The organism is Pseudomonas sp. E141, assembly GCF_052659885.1.
Map to the genome: position 1 here is coordinate 446,583 of NZ_CP084024.1, position 20,243 is coordinate 466,825.

The 20,243-nt window shown below is 57.9% G+C and carries 8 protein-coding genes, 2 tRNA genes and 3 rRNA genes; 12 read left to right on the forward strand and 1 reads right to left on the reverse strand.

From position 1 onward, the window contains the following. Nucleotides 1-23 precede the first annotated feature (23 nt). The 12 genes from GKKCFE_RS01895 to GKKCFE_RS01950 all read left to right on the forward strand — a co-directional run bounded on the left by GKKCFE_RS01895 (nucleotide 24) and on the right by GKKCFE_RS01950 (nucleotide 19,202). On the forward strand, nucleotides 24-1,517 hold the full coding sequence (locus GKKCFE_RS01895) for a CoA-acylating methylmalonate-semialdehyde dehydrogenase (protein WP_139051231.1): 1,494 nt from the start codon (nucleotides 24-26) through the stop codon (nucleotides 1,515-1,517). Nucleotides 1,518-2,142: 625 nt separating this feature from the next. After that, nucleotides 2,143-3,679, forward strand: a 16S ribosomal RNA gene (locus tag GKKCFE_RS01900). Nucleotides 3,680-3,744: 65 nt separating this feature from the next. After that, nucleotides 3,745-3,821, forward strand: a tRNA-Ile gene (locus tag GKKCFE_RS01905). 27 nt (nucleotides 3,822-3,848) lie between these two features. Continuing rightward, a tRNA-Ala gene (locus GKKCFE_RS01910) sits at nucleotides 3,849-3,924 on the forward strand. Nucleotides 3,925-4,171: 247 nt separating this feature from the next. Next, nucleotides 4,172-7,063, forward strand: a 23S ribosomal RNA gene (locus tag GKKCFE_RS01915). A 150-nt stretch (nucleotides 7,064-7,213) separates the two neighbouring features. Then, nucleotides 7,214-7,329: ribosomal RNA gene (gene rrf, locus GKKCFE_RS01920) — 5S ribosomal RNA — on the forward strand. Together the 16S, 23S and 5S rRNA genes with 2 tRNA genes alongside form the textbook arrangement of a ribosomal RNA operon. A 154-nt stretch (nucleotides 7,330-7,483) precedes the next feature. After that, on the forward strand, nucleotides 7,484-10,936 hold the full coding sequence (gene recC, locus GKKCFE_RS01925; RefSeq protein ID WP_445577429.1) for an exodeoxyribonuclease V subunit gamma: 3,453 nt from the start codon (nucleotides 7,484-7,486) through the stop codon (nucleotides 10,934-10,936). Then, entirely contained in the window at nucleotides 10,933-14,622 is a 3,690-nt protein-coding gene (gene recB, locus GKKCFE_RS01930) for an exodeoxyribonuclease V subunit beta (RefSeq protein WP_445577430.1), read from the forward strand. The genes recC and recB overlap by 4 nt, the downstream gene beginning before the upstream one ends. Further along, nucleotides 14,619-16,715, forward strand: coding sequence for an exodeoxyribonuclease V subunit alpha (gene recD, locus GKKCFE_RS01935; protein WP_339492483.1), 2,097 nt, complete (start codon nucleotides 14,619-14,621; stop codon nucleotides 16,713-16,715). The genes recB and recD overlap by 4 nt, the downstream gene beginning before the upstream one ends. 139 nt (nucleotides 16,716-16,854) lie before the next feature. Further along, complete coding sequence (locus GKKCFE_RS01940) at nucleotides 16,855-17,430, forward strand: YfiR family protein (protein WP_076386458.1); 576 nt, start codon at nucleotides 16,855-16,857, stop codon at nucleotides 17,428-17,430. Then, entirely contained in the window at nucleotides 17,427-18,695 is a 1,269-nt protein-coding gene (locus GKKCFE_RS01945; RefSeq protein ID WP_047229522.1) for a diguanylate cyclase domain-containing protein, read from the forward strand. The genes GKKCFE_RS01940 and GKKCFE_RS01945 overlap by 4 nt, the downstream gene beginning before the upstream one ends. Before the next feature lie 3 nt (nucleotides 18,696-18,698). Then, nucleotides 18,699-19,202, forward strand: a complete 504-nt coding sequence (locus GKKCFE_RS01950; protein WP_188252436.1) for an OmpA family protein — start codon at nucleotides 18,699-18,701, stop codon at nucleotides 19,200-19,202. Here GKKCFE_RS01950 and GKKCFE_RS01955 read toward each other — a convergent pair. Beyond that, nucleotides 19,199-20,146 carry a LysR family transcriptional regulator gene (locus tag GKKCFE_RS01955; RefSeq protein ID WP_107322983.1) on the reverse strand — a complete coding sequence of 316 codons (948 nt, stop codon included), beginning with the start codon at nucleotides 20,144-20,146 and terminating at the stop codon, nucleotides 19,199-19,201. The two genes, GKKCFE_RS01950 and GKKCFE_RS01955, sit on opposite strands and share 4 nt — an antisense overlap. Nucleotides 20,147-20,243: the final 97 nt, after the last annotated feature.

Genomic DNA, 20,243 nt, shown 5'->3' on the forward strand with positions numbered 1-20,243 from the left:
GTGGATAACATTCTGGAGTCCCCATGAGCCTCATTGCGCATTTGATCAATGGCGAACTGTTGAGCGACAGCGCTCGTACCGCCGACGTGTTCAACCCTTCCACCGGCCAGGCGATTCATCAGGTGCCTCTGGCCGATCGTGCGACGGTCCAGCAGGCTATCGACGCCGCCAAGGCGGCTTTCCCTGCCTGGCGCAGCACACCGGCGGCCAAACGCGCGCAGGTAATGTTCCGGTTCAAGCAGTTGTTGGAGCAGAACGAGTCGCGCATCGCCCAGTTGATCAGCGAAGAGCACGGCAAGACCCTGGAAGACGCGGCTGGAGAGCTTAAGCGCGGCATCGAGAACGTCGAATTCGCCTGTGCGGCACCGGAAATTCTGAAGGGCGAATACAGCCGTAACGTAGGACCGAACATCGACGCGTGGTCAGACTTCCAGCCCTTGGGCGTGGTGGCGGGCATCACGCCATTCAACTTCCCGGCGATGGTGCCGCTGTGGATGTACCCGCTGGCGATCGTTTGTGGCAACTGCTTCATCCTCAAGCCGTCCGAGCGTGACCCGAGTTCGACGCTGCTGATCGCCCAATTGCTTCTGGAAGCCGGGTTGCCCAAAGGCGTGTTGAGCGTGGTGCATGGCGACAAAGCCGCAGTGGACGCGCTGATCGAAGCGCCGGAGGTGAAGGCGCTGAGTTTTGTCGGCTCCACGCCGATTGCCGAATACATCTATGCCGAAGGCACCCGGCGCGGCAAACGCGTGCAGGCACTGGGTGGGGCGAAGAACCATGCGGTCTTGATGCCGGATGCGGATCTGGATAACGCCGTCAGTGCGCTGATGGGGGCGGCCTACGGTTCGTGCGGCGAACGCTGCATGGCGATCTCCGTGGCGGTGTGTGTGGGCGATCAGGTGGCGGATGCGCTGGTCGCCAAGCTGGTGCCGCAGATCCAGTCGCTGAAAATCGGCGCGGGTACGTCGTGCGGACTGGACATGGGACCATTGGTGACCGGTCAGCATCGCGACAAGGTCAGCGGCTATATAGAAGATGGCGTATCGGCGGGTGCGTCGCTGGTTGTCGATGGTCGCGGTTTGAGCGTGGCCGGGCATGAGGAGGGATTCTTCCTGGGCGGCTGCCTGTTTGATCGCGTGACGCCTGAGATGCGCATCTATAAAGAAGAGATTTTCGGGCCGGTGCTGTGCATCGTCCGGGTCAACAGCCTGGAAGAGGCGATGCAACTGATCAACGATCACGAGTATGGCAACGGCACATGCATCTTTACCCGTGATGGTGAGGCGGCGCGGTTGTTCTGCGATGAAATCGAAGTCGGCATGGTAGGCGTCAACGTTCCTTTGCCGGTGCCCGTGGCCTACCACAGCTTCGGTGGGTGGAAGCGTTCGCTGTTTGGCGATCTGCATGCCTATGGTCCGGACGGGGTGCGCTTCTATACCCGTCGCAAGGCCATTACCCAGCGCTGGCCGCAGCGTGCCAGCCACGAAGCGTCACAGTTCGCCTTCCCGAGCTTGTAAGCGGTAGGTGAAGAGGCCGGTGTCTTTGGACACCGGCCTCTGTGTTTGCGGGAGCTTTTGGCTGTTGTGACAGAAATGTGAAAATAGGTGTTGACGGCAAATTCTGGACGTCTATAATTCGCCCCACTTTCGGCGCAGTCGAAACGGAAAACTCCTTGAGTTTCAATGAGTTAAACGATTTTCGGCAGCGCAGGGCTTCAGGTCATCGAAGCTTGGGAAGCAGTTAGTGGGGCGGTTTTTCTGGCTCCGTTAACGGTTCGGTCTTCTCGATCGAAAGCGGTCAAAAAGAGGTGTTGACAGCAGCGAGTAACGCTGTAGAATTCGCCTCCCGCTAACGAGAGATCGGAAGCGCAAGTGGTTGAAGTTGCAGAGGAAACTTTGAAAACTTCTTAAAATAACCGCTTGACAGATACACGGGGCGCTGTAGAATGCGCGCCTCGGTTGAGACGAAAGGCTCAACCCACCGCTCTTTAACAACTGAATCAAGCAATTCGTGTGGGTGCTTGTGGGGTCAGACTGCTAGTCAACAGATTATCAGCATCACAAGTTACTCCGCGAGAAATCAAAGATGTAACCAACGATTGCTGAGCCAAGTTTAGGGTTTTCTCAAAACCCAAAGATGTTTGAACTGAAGAGTTTGATCATGGCTCAGATTGAACGCTGGCGGCAGGCCTAACACATGCAAGTCGAGCGGTAGAGAGGTGCTTGCACCTCTTGAGAGCGGCGGACGGGTGAGTAAAGCCTAGGAATCTGCCTGGTAGTGGGGGATAACGCTCGGAAACGGACGCTAATACCGCATACGTCCTACGGGAGAAAGCAGGGGACCTTCGGGCCTTGCGCTATCAGATGAGCCTAGGTCGGATTAGCTAGTTGGTGAGGTAATGGCTCACCAAGGCGACGATCCGTAACTGGTCTGAGAGGATGATCAGTCACACTGGAACTGAGACACGGTCCAGACTCCTACGGGAGGCAGCAGTGGGGAATATTGGACAATGGGCGAAAGCCTGATCCAGCCATGCCGCGTGTGTGAAGAAGGTCTTCGGATTGTAAAGCACTTTAAGTTGGGAGGAAGGGCATTAACCTAATACGTTAGTGTTTTGACGTTACCGACAGAATAAGCACCGGCTAACTCTGTGCCAGCAGCCGCGGTAATACAGAGGGTGCAAGCGTTAATCGGAATTACTGGGCGTAAAGCGCGCGTAGGTGGTTCGTTAAGTTGGATGTGAAATCCCCGGGCTCAACCTGGGAACTGCATTCAAAACTGTCGAGCTAGAGTATGGTAGAGGGTGGTGGAATTTCCTGTGTAGCGGTGAAATGCGTAGATATAGGAAGGAACACCAGTGGCGAAGGCGACCACCTGGACTGATACTGACACTGAGGTGCGAAAGCGTGGGGAGCAAACAGGATTAGATACCCTGGTAGTCCACGCCGTAAACGATGTCAACTAGCCGTTGGGAGCCTTGAGCTCTTAGTGGCGCAGCTAACGCATTAAGTTGACCGCCTGGGGAGTACGGCCGCAAGGTTAAAACTCAAATGAATTGACGGGGGCCCGCACAAGCGGTGGAGCATGTGGTTTAATTCGAAGCAACGCGAAGAACCTTACCAGGCCTTGACATCCAATGAACTTTCCAGAGATGGATTGGTGCCTTCGGGAACATTGAGACAGGTGCTGCATGGCTGTCGTCAGCTCGTGTCGTGAGATGTTGGGTTAAGTCCCGTAACGAGCGCAACCCTTGTCCTTAGTTACCAGCACGTCATGGTGGGCACTCTAAGGAGACTGCCGGTGACAAACCGGAGGAAGGTGGGGATGACGTCAAGTCATCATGGCCCTTACGGCCTGGGCTACACACGTGCTACAATGGTCGGTACAGAGGGTTGCCAAGCCGCGAGGTGGAGCTAATCCCACAAAACCGATCGTAGTCCGGATCGCAGTCTGCAACTCGACTGCGTGAAGTCGGAATCGCTAGTAATCGCGAATCAGAATGTCGCGGTGAATACGTTCCCGGGCCTTGTACACACCGCCCGTCACACCATGGGAGTGGGTTGCACCAGAAGTAGCTAGTCTAACCTTCGGGGGGACGGTTACCACGGTGTGATTCATGACTGGGGTGAAGTCGTAACAAGGTAGCCGTAGGGGAACCTGCGGCTGGATCACCTCCTTAATCGACGACCGCAGCTGCTTCATGAGCTCCCACACGAATTGCTTGATTCATTGAAGAAGACGATTGGGTCTGTAGCTCAGTTGGTTAGAGCGCACCCCTGATAAGGGTGAGGTCGGCAGTTCGAATCTGCCCAGACCCACCAATTTCATGGTGTTCCCTGTAGAAATACGGGGCCATAGCTCAGCTGGGAGAGCGCCTGCCTTGCACGCAGGAGGTCAGCGGTTCGATCCCGCTTGGCTCCACCATTACAGATTGGCACCAACGTTTAAAGCTTAGAAATGAGCATTCCACCAAGACGGTGCTGAATGTTGATTTCTAGTCTTTTGATTAGATCGTTCTTTAAAAATTTGGGTATGTGATAGAAAGATAGACTGAACGTTACTTTCACTGGTAACGGATCAGGCTAAGGTAAAATTTGTGAGTGCTCTTAGAGCATGCGAATTTTCGGCGAATGTCGTCTTCACAGTATAACCAGATTGCTTGGGGTTATATGGTCAAGTGAAGAAGCGCATACGGTGGATGCCTTGGCAGTCAGAGGCGATGAAAGACGTGGTAGCCTGCGAAAAGCTTCGGGGAGTCGGCAAACAGACTTTGATCCGGAGATGTCTGAATGGGGGAACCCAGCCATCATAAGATGGTTATCTTGTACTGAATACATAGGTGCAAGAGGCGAACCAGGGGAACTGAAACATCTAAGTACCCTGAGGAAAAGAAATCAACCGAGATTCCCTTAGTAGTGGCGAGCGAACGGGGACTAGCCCTTAAGTGGCTTTGAGATTAGCGGAACGCTCTGGAAAGTGCGGCCATAGTGGGTGATAGCCCTGTACGCGAAAATCTCTTAGTCATGAAATCGAGTAGGACGGAGCACGAGAAACTTTGTCTGAATATGGGGGGACCATCCTCCAAGGCTAAATACTACTGACTGACCGATAGTGAACTAGTACCGTGAGGGAAAGGCGAAAAGAACCCCGGAGAGGGGAGTGAAATAGATCCTGAAACCGTATGCGTACAAGCAGTGGGAGCCCACTTTGTTGGGTGACTGCGTACCTTTTGTATAATGGGTCAGCGACTTATTTTCAGTGGCGAGCTTAACCGAATAGGGGAGGCGTAGCGAAAGCGAGTCTTAATAGGGCGTCTAGTCGCTGGGAATAGACCCGAAACCGGGCGATCTATCCATGGGCAGGTTGAAGGTTAGGTAACACTGACTGGAGGACCGAACCGACTACCGTTGAAAAGTTAGCGGATGACCTGTGGATCGGAGTGAAAGGCTAATCAAGCTCGGAGATAGCTGGTTCTCCTCGAAAGCTATTTAGGTAGCGCCTCATGTATCACTGTAGGGGGTAGAGCACTGTTTCGGCTAGGGGGTCATCCCGACTTACCAAACCGATGCAAACTCCGAATACCTACAAGTGCCGAGCATGGGAGACACACGGCGGGTGCTAACGTCCGTCGTGAAAAGGGAAACAACCCAGACCGTCAGCTAAGGTCCCAAAGTTATGGTTAAGTGGGAAACGATGTGGGAAGGCTTAGACAGCTAGGAGGTTGGCTTAGAAGCAGCCACCCTTTAAAGAAAGCGTAATAGCTCACTAGTCGAGTCGGCCTGCGCGGAAGATGTAACGGGGCTCAAACCATACACCGAAGCTACGGGTATCACTTAGGTGATGCGGTAGAGGAGCGTTCTGTAAGCCTGTGAAGGTGAGTTGAGAAGCTTGCTGGAGGTATCAGAAGTGCGAATGCTGACATGAGTAACGACAATGGGTGTGAAAAACACCCACGCCGAAAGACCAAGGTTTCCTGCGCAACGTTAATCGACGCAGGGTTAGTCGGTCCCTAAGGCGAGGCTGAAAAGCGTAGTCGATGGAAAACAGGTTAATATTCCTGTACTTCTGGTTATTGCGATGGAGGGACGGAGAAGGCTAGGCCAGCTTGGCGTTGGTTGTCCAAGTTTAAGGTGGTAGGCTGAGATCTTAGGTAAATCCGGGATCTTAAGGCCGAGAGCTGATGACGAGTTACCCTTTGGGTGACGAAGTGGTTGATGCCATGCTTCCAAGAAAAGCTTCTAAGCTTCAGGTAACCAGGAACCGTACCCCAAACCGACACAGGTGGTTGGGTAGAGAATACCAAGGCGCTTGAGAGAACTCGGGTGAAGGAACTAGGCAAAATGGCACCGTAACTTCGGGAGAAGGTGCGCCGGTGAGGGTGAAGCACTTGCTGCGTAAGCCCACGCCGGTCGAAGATACCAGGCCGCTGCGACTGTTTATTAAAAACACAGCACTCTGCAAACACGAAAGTGGACGTATAGGGTGTGACGCCTGCCCGGTGCCGGAAGGTTAATTGATGGGGTTAGCTAACGCGAAGCTCTTGATCGAAGCCCCGGTAAACGGCGGCCGTAACTATAACGGTCCTAAGGTAGCGAAATTCCTTGTCGGGTAAGTTCCGACCTGCACGAATGGCGTAACGATGGCGGCGCTGTCTCCACCCGAGACTCAGTGAAATTGAAATCGCTGTGAAGATGCAGTGTATCCGCGGCTAGACGGAAAGACCCCGTGAACCTTTACTATAGCTTTGCACTGGACTTTGAATTTGCTTGTGTAGGATAGGTGGGAGGCTTTGAAGCGTGGACGCCAGTTCGCGTGGAGCCATCCTTGAAATACCACCCTGGCAACTTTGAGGTTCTAACTCAGGTCCGTTATCCGGATCGAGGACAGTGTATGGTGGGTAGTTTGACTGGGGCGGTCTCCTCCTAAAGAGTAACGGAGGAGTACGAAGGTGCGCTCAGACCGGTCGGAAATCGGTCGTAGAGTATAAAGGCAAAAGCGCGCTTGACTGCGAGACAGACACGTCGAGCAGGTACGAAAGTAGGTCTTAGTGATCCGGTGGTTCTGTATGGAAGGGCCATCGCTCAACGGATAAAAGGTACTCCGGGGATAACAGGCTGATACCGCCCAAGAGTTCATATCGACGGCGGTGTTTGGCACCTCGATGTCGGCTCATCACATCCTGGGGCTGAAGCCGGTCCCAAGGGTATGGCTGTTCGCCATTTAAAGTGGTACGCGAGCTGGGTTTAGAACGTCGTGAGACAGTTCGGTCCCTATCTGCCGTGGACGTTTGAGATTTGAGAGGGGCTGCTCCTAGTACGAGAGGACCGGAGTGGACGAACCTCTGGTGTTCCGGTTGTCACGCCAGTGGCATTGCCGGGTAGCTATGTTCGGAAAAGATAACCGCTGAAAGCATCTAAGCGGGAAACTTGCCTCAAGATGAGATCTCACTGGGACCTTGAGTCCCCTGAAGGGCCGTCGAAGACTACGACGTTGATAGGTGGGGTGTGTAAGCGCTGTGAGGCGTTGAGCTAACCCATACTAATTGCCCGTGAGGCTTGACCATATAACACCCAAGCAATTTGCTGACCCGATACAGGGCACCAGATTGCGGTGTGTGAAGACGCTATGAACCGAAAGTTCGCACAACACACAAACCTATCGCATACCCATTCGCTGGAACGTGACCGCAAGGCACGCGCTGGCTACCGAATTTCTTGACGACCATAGAGCATTGGAACCACCTGATCCCATCCCGAACTCAGCAGTGAAACGATGCATCGCCGATGGTAGTGTGGGGTTTCCCCATGTGAGAGTAGGTCATCGTCAAGATTAAATTCCGAAACCCCTATCTGCTGACGCAGGTAGGGGTTTTGTTTTGCCCGCAGGAAAGTTCTTACGACAAGCACGGACAGCTCCCGGCTGTCACAGCCCCCCGACAGTGCTAAGGTTCGGCCCTAGCTTTTGCATTTTCAAGGATGCCTTTATGCCGGACGCGACGTCCTTAAGCCCTGCTTTCATGGTGGTCCACGGGAATCGCCTGGATGAGTTGCGCAGCCTGGTGATCAGCTTGATGCGGCGCTATCCGCTGGGGCCTCTTGAAAATGAAATCGCGCTGGTTCAAAGCAATGGCATCGCCCAATGGTTGAAGCTGGCATTGGCTGAGGATCCGGAAGATGACGATACCGGTGGCTGCGGTATCGCCGCCGCCATTGATGTGCAGTTGCCCGGCAGTTTCATGTGGCAACTCTATCGAACGGTCCTGGGACGTGACGAAATTCCGGCCAAGTCGTTGCTTGATAAGGCTCCACTTACATGGCGGCTGATGCGCCTTCTGCCACAGTTGATCGAGCAGCCCCATTTCGAGCCCCTGCGGCGTTTCCTTACCCACGATACCGACTTGCGCAAGCGTTATCAGTTGTCCGAGCGTCTTGCCGATCTGTTTGACCAATATCAGGTGTACCGGGCGGATTGGCTGGAGGACTGGGCGGAAGGTCGGCACCAGACAAGAAATGTCCGGGGCGAAATCAAGCCGCTCGCGCCAGAAAACTGTTGGCAGGCCGAACTGTGGCGGGCCCTTTTGATGGATGTAGGGGAGCAAGGCATGGCCCAAAGCCGTGCTGGGGTTCATCAACGGTACATCGAGCGTATCAACAGTTTGGAAGTGGCTCCCAGGAACCTGCCCGCGCGGGTGATAGTGTTCGGCATTTCTTCTCTGCCGGCCCAAGTCCTTGAAGCACTTGCCGGTCTGTCACGGTTTAGCCAGGTTCTGCTGTGCGTTCATAACCCATGTCGCCACCATTGGGCGGACATCGTCGCCGACAAGGACCTGCTACGCCACCAATACAAACGCCAGGCCCGCAAGGCCGGAATGCCTGTTGTCCTCGACCCGCAGACCTTGCACCAGCATGCTCATCCATTATTGGCTGCGTGGGGCAAGCAGGGGCGTGACTATATCAACCTGCTCGACAGCTACGACGATCCCAACAGTTATCGCTCGGTATTTCGCGATGGACGGATCGACCTGTTCAGCGAGGGGAATCCCACGACCCTTCTCGGCCAACTGCAGGATGACATTCTCGAGCTGCGCCCCCTGAACGAAACCCGGGAACACTGGCCAGCGGTGGATACGGAGCAGGACGGGTCTATCCGTTTCCATGTAGCCCACAGTGCTCAGCGCGAGGTTGAAATCCTTCACGATCAGTTGCTGGCCCGCTTCAGTGCGGATCCGAGCCTGCGCCCCCGGGATATCATCGTCATGGTCCCGGACATCGACAGCTACGCACCGCATATACGCGCTGTGTTCGGTCAGCTTGAAAGGACTGATCCCCGTTTCATTCCTTTCACCCTCACTGATCAGGGCCAGCGTGGACGTGATCCGTTATTGATCGCCGTCGAACACTTGCTCAAGCTGCCGGATAGCCGCTTTCCGGTCAGCGAAATCCTCGATCTGCTCGATGTTCCGGCGTTGCGTGAGCGGTTCGGTATCGATGAAGCTGACTTGCCTACGCTGCACCGCTGGATCGAGGGCGCCGGTATCCGCTGGGGCATGAGTGCCGAACATCGTGCCGGACTGGGTTTGCCCGCGGAGCTCGAGCAGAACAGCTGGCGTTTCGGTCTTCGGCGCATGCTGCTGGGGTATGCCGTCGGCAGCGCGGGCGCTTATGACGGCATCGAACCCTATGATGAAATTGGTGGCCTGGATGCGGTGTTGATCGGTCCTTTGGTTGCGTTGCTGGATGCTTTGCAAGTCGCTCATCAGGAACTCACCCGGCCCGCATCACCGCAAGAATGGGGCTCGCGCCTACATGATCTGATGCAACTGTTTTTCCAGGCGAGCAACGAACATGACGACTATCTGCTGGCCCAACTCGAAGACTTGCGTGAAACCTGGCTGGAGACCTGTGAGTCGGTTGCCCTGCAGGATGAGTTGCCCCTGACTGTAGTCCGTGAGGCCTGGTTGGCAGGGTTGGATCAGGGCCGACTGTCCCAGCGTTTCCTGGCCGGAGCGGTCAACTTCTGCACCCTGATGCCGATGCGCGCGATTCCTTTCAAACTGGTGTGTCTGCTGGGTATGAACGACGGTGATTACCCGCGAGCACAACCGCCCCTGGATTTCGATCTCATGGGCAGCGACTATCGCCCCGGGGATCGTTCCCGACGCGAAGATGATCGATATCTGTTACTGGAAGCGCTGCTTTCAGCCCGGGAAAAGCTCTATATCAGTTGGGTCGGACGCAGCATCCGCGACAACAGCGACCGTCCTGCTTCAGTATTGGTCGGCCAACTGCGGGATCATCTCGCCAGCGGTTGGCGGTTGGCGGATGACCGCGGGGACCTTCTTGAGGCGTTGACCCAGGAACATCCGCTGCAACCGTTCAGTGCTCGTTATTTTCATCAAGGCAGTGCGTTGTTCAGTTACGCCAGTGAATGGCGAATGCTCCACGGTGCCCACGAACACGCCGCCCAAAGCCAGGTGCTGGAACCCTATGTTCAGGAAGAGCCCTTGGGCCTTGGGCAACTGCAGGACTTTCTGCGCAATCCCGTCCGGCACTTCTTCAGTCAACGACTCAAAATATTCTTCGAGGCCATCGAGGCCCCTTTGGCAGATGACGAACCCTTCGTTCTCGATGCGCTGCAACGCTACAGCCTGAGCGACAGCTTGCTGGAGGCCGCCCTGGTTCGCCTCGATCAACCGGATCTGGCACTGGCCACTCATGCCAAAAGACTGCAGAACAGTGGCCTGTTACCGATGGCCGGTTTCGGTGAATGCATGCAACGTGAATTGATCGAGCCCTTGCCTGATTTGCTCCAGCGTTACCAGCAGCTTCTGGCGTTATGGCCCACACCGTTGACCAGTGCCTTGCCTGTCAGTTTGCAATTGCATGGCGTGAGCGTCGAGGGCTGGCTGAGTGGCCTGCACCAGAGTGCGGATGGAGCGGTTCTCACCATCAGCGCGATACCCAACGGTATTGGCTCCCCCAAGACCCGTAAATGGCATCGTCTGATTCGTCCTTGGGTCAATCATCTTGTTGCGTGCGCTAACGGCTTTTCGATGACGACGGCACTGGTGGCCAGTGATGACAGCTTGCTGCTGGCTCCTTTTGAAGAGCCCGTGGCACGACGGTTGCTCGGCGATCTATTGCAAGCCTGGCAGGCGGGTATGCGTCAGCCGCTTCCCGTCGCGGTGAAAACCGCCTTCGCCTGGCTCGGCCAGAGCGATCCAGCCAAAGCCGATGCGGCTGCTCGAAAAGCCTACGAAGGCGACGGGCAGAACTCTGAGGGTGAGCGGCGGGAAAGTCCGGCGTTGGCCCGGCAGTTTGCTGACTTCGATGCCTTGACGGCCGACGAGACATTCCCCGACTGGTGCGATGCACTTTACCGGCCACTGCTCGAAGCACCATGGCGTTCATTGGCCGGCGAGGAGGTAAGCTCATGACTCGCCAGCCTCCACTCGCCCTGGCCTTCCCGCTACGTGGTAGTCAATTGATCGAGGCCAGCGCCGGTACCGGCAAGACCTTTACCATTTCGGCGTTGTACCTGCGTCTGGTACTGGGGCATGGCGGCCCGGCTACCGGCTTTGGTCGCGAACTGCTTCCTCCGCAGATCCTGGTGGTGACCTTTACGGACGCTGCCACCAAGGAGTTGCGTGAACGTATCCGCATGCGTCTGGCCCAGGCGGCGCGCTTCTTTCGTGATGAAATTGCCGCCCCGGATTCGCTGATCGCCGAGTTGCGGGATGAGTTCGATGCAACGCAGTGGCCTGGCTGTGCGAACCGGTTGGACATCGCTGCGCAATGGATGGATGAAGCAGCAGTGTCGACCATCCATAGTTGGTGTCAGCGCATGCTGCGTGAACATGCTTTTGACAGCGGTAGCCTGTTTACCCAGACCCTGGAAACCGATCACAGCGACTTGCTCGGCGAAGTGCTTCGCGACTATTGGCGGCTGTTCTGCTACTCGATGCAAGGCGAGGCGCTGAATTGGGTGCGGACACATTGGGGCGGGCCCGCTGCGCTGCTGCCGCGAGTCAGAGGACTGTTTTCCAGCGAACGCGATGCTGCTGAGGGGCTTGAACCCGCCGAACTGATCGCCGCATCGCTTCAGGAGCGCAGCGCCGCCTTGCTCGATCTCAAGGCGCCATGGCGGCAATGGGCCGTGGAGCTGCTGGAGATCTGTCAGCAAGGTGTCGCCAACAAAAGCGTCGACGGGCGCAAGATGCAGGCCCGGTACTTCGAACCGTGGTTCCAGAAAATCAATGCCTGGGTGGAGGACGAAAGCCTTGAGCTGTTGGACATCGGCAGCGGATTCACACGCCTGACCCCCGAGGGCATGGCCGAGGCCTGGAAAGGCGAAGTGCCCAGTCATCCCGGGCTGGACGCCATGTCCGGTCTCAAGGCCAGCCTGGAAGCCTTGCCCACTCCCGATGCCGCGGTGCTGCAACATGCCGCGCAATGGGTGGGGGCACGTTTCGAGGCGGAGAAACGGCGCCGCGCGGAGATGGGCTTCGACGATATGCTGCTGCGTTTGGACGCGGCCCTTCAGGCCGAGGGCGGAGAGCGGCTGGCGAGCTTGATCCGCGAACAGTTTCCGGTGGCGCTGATCGATGAGTTCCAGGACACCGACCCGATTCAATATCGCATCTTCGAAAGCATCTACCACATCGCAGAAAGCAACCCCGACACCGGGCTGTTCCTGATCGGTGACCCGAAGCAGGCCATTTACGCTTTTCGCGGCGCTGATATCTATACCTACCTGCGCGCCCGCGAAGCCACCGCCGGCAGGCTGCATACGCTGGGAACAAACTTCCGTTCCAGCCACGCCATGGTCAGTGCGGTGAACCATATTTTCCAGAATGCCGAATCTCGCCCTGAAGGGCGCGGTGCTTTTCTGTTTCGTGAACCGTCGGGCAAGAACCCGGTGCCGTTCCAGCCCGTTGAGTCCCAAGGGCGCAAGGAGTCCTTGCAAATCAACGGGCTACCCGTTGCCGCAATGAATATCTGGCACCTGTCTTCTGATCAGCCGCTTTCCGGGGCGGTGTATCGGAAGCACATGGCGGCGGCTTGTGCCAGTGAGATCACGGCGTTGCTCAATGGCGGCCAATCGGGGCGCGATGGCTTTACGGTCGATGAAAAGACGCTCCAGGGATTACGCCCGGCGGATATCGCCATCCTGGTGCGTGACGGCAAAGAAGCTCAGGCCGTGCGCGACGAGCTGTCCGCGCGGGGAGTGCGCAGTGTCTATCTGTCCGACAAAGACTCGGTCTTCGCTTCACAGGAAGCGCGGGACCTGCTGATCTGGCTCAGGGCCTGCGCCGAGCCGGATGTCGAGCGGCCACTGCGGGCAGCGCTGGCCAGCATCACGCTGAATCTTGCGCTGACGGAGCTGGAACGTCTCAATCAGGATGAGCTGGCCTGGGAGCGTCGGGTCATGCAGTTCCGGGGCTATCGTACGGTCTGGCGTACCCAGGGCGTGTTGCCCATGTTGCGTCGCCTGCTACATGATTTCGAGCTGCCCCAGGCCTTGATGACGCGTAGCGACGGCGAGCGGGTGCTGACCAATTTGCTGCATCTTTGCGAGCTGTTGCAACAGGCCGCCGGTGAGCTGGATGGCGAGCAAGCTTTGATTCGGCATCTGTCCGAGCACCTGGCGCTGTCCGGGCAGGCTGGCGAAGAACAGATCCTGCGCCTGGAAAGCGATGAGCAACTGGTCAAGGTGGTCACGATTCACAAGTCCAAGGGACTTGAATATCCACTGGTGTTTTTGCCCTTCACCTGTTCGACGAAACCGGTGGATGGCAGTCGGTTGCCTTTGCATTACCACGATGAAGCCTGCAAGGCACAGATCAGCCTCAAGCCTACCGCCGAGTTGATCGCCAAGGCCGATGACGAGCGTCTGGCCGAGGATCTGCGGCTTCTCTACGTGGCCCTGACCCGCGCACAACACGCTTGCTGGCTGGGTGTGGCTGATCTCAAACGGGGCAATAACAACAGCTCGATCCTGCACCTGTCCGCATTGGGCTATCTGTTGGGCGGTGGTGTGCCGTTAGTCGAATCGGTGGAGTTGAGGCGCTGGCTGGAGGACCTGCAACAAGGCAGCGCAGTGGTCAGCTATCAGGAGATGCCCCAGGCCACCGACGAGCATTACCGGCCGCCACGCAACGAAGCGGTATTGCTTGAACCTTTGATACCCGTACGCAAAGCCAGCGAAAACTGGTGGATCGCCTCCTACAGCGCCTTGCGTATTGGGGAAAGCCTGAGTGCGGGCAGCAATGATGCGCCGGAGAACCCGCAGGCTCAGAAGCTGTTCGACGATGAGCGGCTTGACCCCGATGCCCCAAGGGAAATTGTTGCCGTGGGTGGCGATATTCACCGCTTCCCTCGCGGCCCTGGCCCCGGCACATTCCTTCATGGCCTGCTGGAGTGGGCCGCTGGCGAAGGATTTGAAGCTACGCCAACCGCCATTGAGGATGCCATAGCCCGGCGCTGCAATCGTCGAGGTTGGAAAGGCTGGATCGCTACCCTGGGTGACTGGCTGCAACACCTGATCAAACTGCCTATGCACATAGGTGGTGACCAGGCGCCGGTGGTGCTCGAGAACCTGTCCCGGTTTCAGGTCGAGATGGAGTTCTGGTTTGCCAGCCACAAGGTCGATGTGCTCAAGCTCGACCAACTGGTTTGCCAATTCACCCATGGCGGTGTCGCTCGCGTGGCCGCTGAGCCGGTGTTGCTCAACGGGATGTTCAAGGGCTTCATCGATTTGACGTTCGAGCACGAAGGCCGGTATTACGTGGCCGATTACAAGTCCAACTGGCTGGGTGTCGATGACATGGCCTACACCGAGCAGGCCATGGAACAATCAATCCTCGACAATCGCTACGACCTGCAATACGTGTTGTACCTGTTGGCCCTGCACCGTCAGCTCAAGGCGCGCCTGCCCGACTATGACTACGACCGGCATGTCGGCGGGGCGTTGTATCTGTTCCTGCGCGGTACCCGCTCAGCCAGTCAGGGCGTTTACTTCACCAAGCCTCCACGGGCGCTGATCGAGCAACTGGACCGCATGTTCCAAGGGGTTTGCGAGCCAAAGGCTGAACCGGCATGGGAACAGGGGGAGCTGCTATGAAACGTTCTTTTGCCGATCTGTTACCCAAATCGTCTGATGACGAGAGCCTGATGGATCTGGCTCCGCTGAGCCGCGCGGATGACTTGCTGCTGTTGCTCACCCGCTGGGTCGAACGAGGATGGTTGCGCGCCCTGGACAAGGCATTCGTCGCCTTCCTCCATGAGCTCGCGCCTGAAGATGATCCGTTGGTGCTGCTTGCTGCGGCGCTCACCAGCCATCAGTTGGGTCACGGGCATGTCTGCCTGGATCTGTTCGAAACGCTCAAGGAGCCGGATTTCGCCCTGTCACTGCCGCCTGAAGGCGACTCGCAAACGGGGGTAGAGTTGTTGCCCTCGCAAATACTACGGACCCTCGATGGGGCTCACTGGTGCAAGGTCCTGGCTTCCAGTGCTCTGGTGGCCTTGGCCGTCGATGAGCATGAAGAAGCGCGGCAACGCCCTTTGGTGTTATCAGGTAAGCGGCTTTATCTGCGTCGTTATTGGGCTTATGAGCGGCGGATCGATGAGGCGTTGCGACAACGGCTTGCCGAACATGAAGCGGCACCTGATGATCTTCGCGAGCGTTTGAACGGGTTGTTCGGGCCGGCCAACGCCGCTGGCCCGATCGATTGGCAAAAACTGGCCTGTGCGCTGGCGACCCGGGGAGCCTTCAGTATCATCACTGGCGGCCCGGGTACCGGCAAGACCACCACGGTTGTGCGCTTGCTCGCCTTGCTTCAGGCGCCCGCCGTCGAGGCCGGCAAACCGCTGCGGATCCGCCTGGCCGCGCCGACAGGCAAGGCGGCGGCGCGTCTGACCGAGTCCATCAGCCAGCAGGTTCGCACCCTCGATGTGGTTGACGCCGTGCGCGAGCGTATTCCCTGTGATGTCACCACGGTCCATCGTTTGTTGGGCAGTCGGCCTGGCACCCGACATTTTCGCCACCATGGGGGCAATCGCTTGCCACTGGATGTGTTGGTGATCGATGAAGCCTCCATGATCGATCTGGAGATGATGGCCAATCTGCTGGATGCGCTGCCGACTCATGCGCGACTGGTATTGCTGGGTGATAAGGACCAACTGGCTTCTGTTGAGGCCGGTGCGGTACTGGGGGACCTGTGTCGGGACGCCGAGGAGGGTTGGTACAGCCCCCGGACCCTGGCCTGGCTGGAGTCGGTCAGCGGTGAAAACCTGGCGGCCAGTGATCTGCGGCAAGACCTCGATGGCACTCATGCCTTGGCCCAGCAAGTGGTCATGCTCAGGCATTCGCGGCGCTTCGGTGAGGGCAGTGGGATCGGTCAACTGGCGCGTCGGGTCAACCAGCAACAACCGGAACAGGCCCGTCAACTGCTGCTCGAAGGCGAATTCACCGACCTGTTTTCCCTGGCGCTGAGGGGCGAACACGATGGGGCGCTGGAGCGCTTGTTACTCGACGGCAAGGCAGAAGGGCCGAAGGGTTATCGGCATTACTTGAGCCTGTTGCGTCAGCGCCGCCCGGCCATTTCCCGACCGCTTGAGGACAGCTGCTGGACCGATTGGGCTCGGGAAGTCCTGTCGGCTTTCGACGAGTTCCAGCTGCTTTGTGCCGTACGCAAAGGCCCGTGGGGCGTCGCGGGGTTGAACCAGCGCATCACCGCCGCGCTACTCAAGGCCCAGCTTATCGACAGCGATCATCAATGGTACGAAGGGCGCCCGGTTCTGATGACCCGCAACGACTACGGGTTGGGCCTGATGAATGGCGATATCGGTATCGCGCTCAAGCTGCCCGAGCGTGAGGGGCCAGACGCCGGCAAGCAGGTTCTGCGGGTGGCGTTCCCTCGTAACGATGGCCAGGGCGGTGTGCGTTTCGTCCTGCCCAGTCGCCTGAACGATGTAGAAACTGTCTTTGCCATGACGGTGCACAAATCCCAAGGTTCGGAGTTCGCCCATACGGCTTTGATTCTTCCGGATGCGCTGAACCCGGTGCTGACGAAAGAATTGGTGTACACCGCCATTACTCGGGGCAAGCAGTGGTTCAGTCTGATTGAGCCGCGAGCGGGCGTCTTTGAAGAGGCGGTTCAGCGCAAGGTCAAGCGCTTGAGCGGGTTGATGCTGGCGCTGGAAGGAGCTGTCTGAGCGATCGACTTTCGCGATTCAGTGCCCAGGGCGGCTGTTCTGCACGCTTGTGTCGTAAGCGTCGTAGGGCGCTGCCTCGCTGGCTTTTTGGCACTGTGCTATCTTTCCGGCACTTATTGCATCGACCAAGAGACTTTCCATGAGTGTGGCTGTTCAGGAGACAGTGCGCCGCAAGGGCTGGAGGCAATATTTGCTTGCCGGCCTGCTGTGCTTACTGGCGCCTGTGGTTGTCGCCCAGGATCAGGCCACCACGACCCGGGCTGAACAGCGGGCCGAATCCGTCACCCAGGTTGTGTTGGGAATTCTCAGCTACGCCCGCTGGCCCGTGGAACCAGCGCAATTGCAGTTGTGCATTGTCGGGCCGACTCAATACACAGACGATTTGGTCAAGGGTACGACTCAGGCCACTGGCCGGCCTGTGACTGTGCAGCGGGTGCTGGCCGACCACCCCAGTATTGCCACTGATTGCAACGCGATCTACATCGGCAGATTGACCCATGACGAGCGCACCCGGCTGTTCGCGTCCTTGATCGGTAAACCTGTGTTGAGCATCAGTGAAGGCGGCGATCAGTGCACCGTCGGCAGCCTGTTCTGTCTGCGGGTCGCTGACGAACAGGTCTCGTTCGAGGTCAACCTGGATTCGGTGGCGCGCAGTGGCGTGCGCATTCACCCCAGCGTTTTGCAGCTTTCACGTCGCAGGCCAGCAGCCCCATGAATCTGCCCACGGCACGGATCCGTCCCACACTGGGCTCGGTCATTGGTCGCGGTCACCTGATTGTCGCGTTGGTGGCGATCACCATGGCCAGTGTCTCCCTGACGTTGCTTGGTGTACTGGCGCTGCGAGTCTATGCCGATCACAACCTGCACCTGATCGCCCGCTCGATCAGCTATACCGTTGAAGCGGCCGTGGTGTTCGATGACTCAGTGGCGGCGACCGAGGCGCTGGCTGTGATTGCCTCCACCGAAGAGGTCGCCGATGCCGAGGTGTTCAACGAGCATGGGCGTCTGCTGGCTCGCTGGCAGCGACCGGAAACCGGCTTGTTGTCGGAATTGGAAAGGCACATCGCCAAAACCTTCCTGGAAAAGCCCATCAGCCTGCCAATCATCCATCAGGGACAGAATATAGGCGCAGTTCTACTGTCGGGACATGGCGGCAGCCTTTTGCGGTTTTTGCTTAGCGGCCTGGCGGGAATTGTCCTGTGCACGGCGGTGAGCGCCTGGGTGGCGTTGTATCTGGCGCGGCGCCAGTTACGCGCAATCACCGGGCCGCTGCGCAGCCTCGCTGAGGTGGCCCATGCCGCGCGCAGCGAGCGCGCCCTCGACCGACGCGTACCGCCGGCCGCTATCGCCGAACTGGATAACCTGGGCAATGACTTCAACGCGCTGCTTGATGAGCTGGAGTCCTGGCAAACCCACCTGCAAAGCGAGAACGAAACCCTGGCTCACCAGGCCAGTCATGACAGCCTGACCGGATTGCCGAATCGGGCATTTTTCGAAGGCCGGCTGATCCGTGCACTACGCAATGCCAACAAACTCGACGAGCAGGTCGCCGTGCTCTATCTGGACAGTGACCGGTTCAAGGGTATCAACGATAACTTCGGCCATGCTGCCGGTGATGCGGTGCTGACGGCGGTGGCGACACGGGTCCGGGCACAGTTGCGTGAAGGTGACCTGGTGGCGCGCCTGGGCGGTGACGAATTTGCCGTGCTGCTTGCACCCTTGCACCGGACCGAGGATGCCGAACGGATTGCCGAGAAAATCATAGCCAGCATGGAAATGCCCATTCAATTGCCCGGCAATGCCTCGGTGCTGACCTCTCTGAGTGTCGGCATCGCCGTTTATCCTGATCATGGCGCGACACCAGGCGCCTTGCTCAATGCCGCCGATGCGGCGATGTATCAGGCCAAGCGCCTCGCCAGAGGCGGTCAACACACGGCCGGGTCGGAGCACCCGGTTGCTGATCTTCACGCCAGGAGCTGACTCGTGCGCCTATATCCTCAAATCTCCCTGCAGCGTTTCGCCGCGCTTTTGTTCATCACCGTTCTGGCCCTGACCGGCTGCCAGACGACACCCCAAAAAGGTCTTACCCCGGCGCAAGTCGCCGTGCTCAAACAACAAGGGTTCGAATTGACCGATGAGGGATGGGCTTTCGGCCTGTCCGGCAAAGTACTGTTTGGCAGCGATGTGGAAACCCTCAACCCGGCCAGTACCGAGATTGTCGAGCGAATCGGCAAGGCTCTGCTGGGGGCCGGAATCGAGCGGGTGCGGATCGATGGTCATACCGACGCATCAGGCTCGCAAACCTATAACGAACAACTGTCGATACGTCGGGCCTACAGCGTGAGCAAGGTATTGATTGGCGTGGGCATGCGCGAAGAAAACGTTCAAACACGGGGGCTGGGCAGTAGCAGGCCAGTCGCCTCCAACGACACGGTCGAGGGGCGCACCGAAAACCGTCGCGTCGCCATCGTGGTCATCGCCGACTAGTCGGCGAATACCATCTCTCGGCTCTCGCCCATCAACAATGGCTGATTCTGCTCAGTCACTTCGCGGATGTAATCCCACAACAGCGTGATGCGTTTGAGCTTCCTCAAATCCTCCCGGCAGTACATCCAGAACTGCCGGGTGACGGTGATTTCCTCCGGCAGCACCGGCAGCAGGCGCGGATCCTGGGCGGCGAGGAAGCACGGCAGGATCGCCAATGATCGTCCTTGCTGCGCTGCCACGAACTGCGCAATCACGCTGGTGCTGCGCAGGTGAGCATGGGCGCCCGGCAATACATTCGCCAAGTAGAGCAGCTCGGAACTGAACGCCAAATCATCCACGTAGCTGATGAACGAATGCTTGCTCAGGTCCGCCGGTCGGTGGATGGGAGGATGGCTGTCCAGGTATGGCTGGGTGGCGTAGAGCTGCAGTCGGTAGTCGCACAGTTTGCAGCACACATACGGGCCATGTTCGGGGCGTTCGAGGGCGATGACGATGTCGGCTTCGCGCTTGGAAAGGCTGATGAAGTGCGGCAGCGGCAGGATGTCCACGGAAATGGCCGGGTAGGCATCGACGAAATGACTCAGTTGCGGCGTGATGAAGAAGCTGCCGAAGCCCTCGGTACAGCCCATGCGCACGTGGCCGGACAACGCCACCCCAGAGCCTGACACCTGTTCGCAGGCCATGTGCAGGGTGCTTTCGATCGATTCGGCGTAACCCAGCAGACGCTGGCCTTCGGCGGTCAGGACAAAACCGTTGGTCCGGGATTTTTCGAACAGCAGCGTCCCCAATGACGTTTCCAGCGAGCTGATGCGTCGCGACACCGTGGTGTAGTCGACGGCCAGGCGCTTGGCCGCCGTGCTGGCCTTGCGGGTGCGGGCCACTTCGAGGAAAAACTTGAGGTCGTCCCAATTTAGCGACCCCAGGGAGGTGATGTTTTTTTGCATGATGGACCGGTTTTTATGTGCGTTCTTATTAGAAGTTTGCACATCTATACTCCAAAAACCGTCTCATCACCAAGGTGTCTGTCTATGCACCTTGATC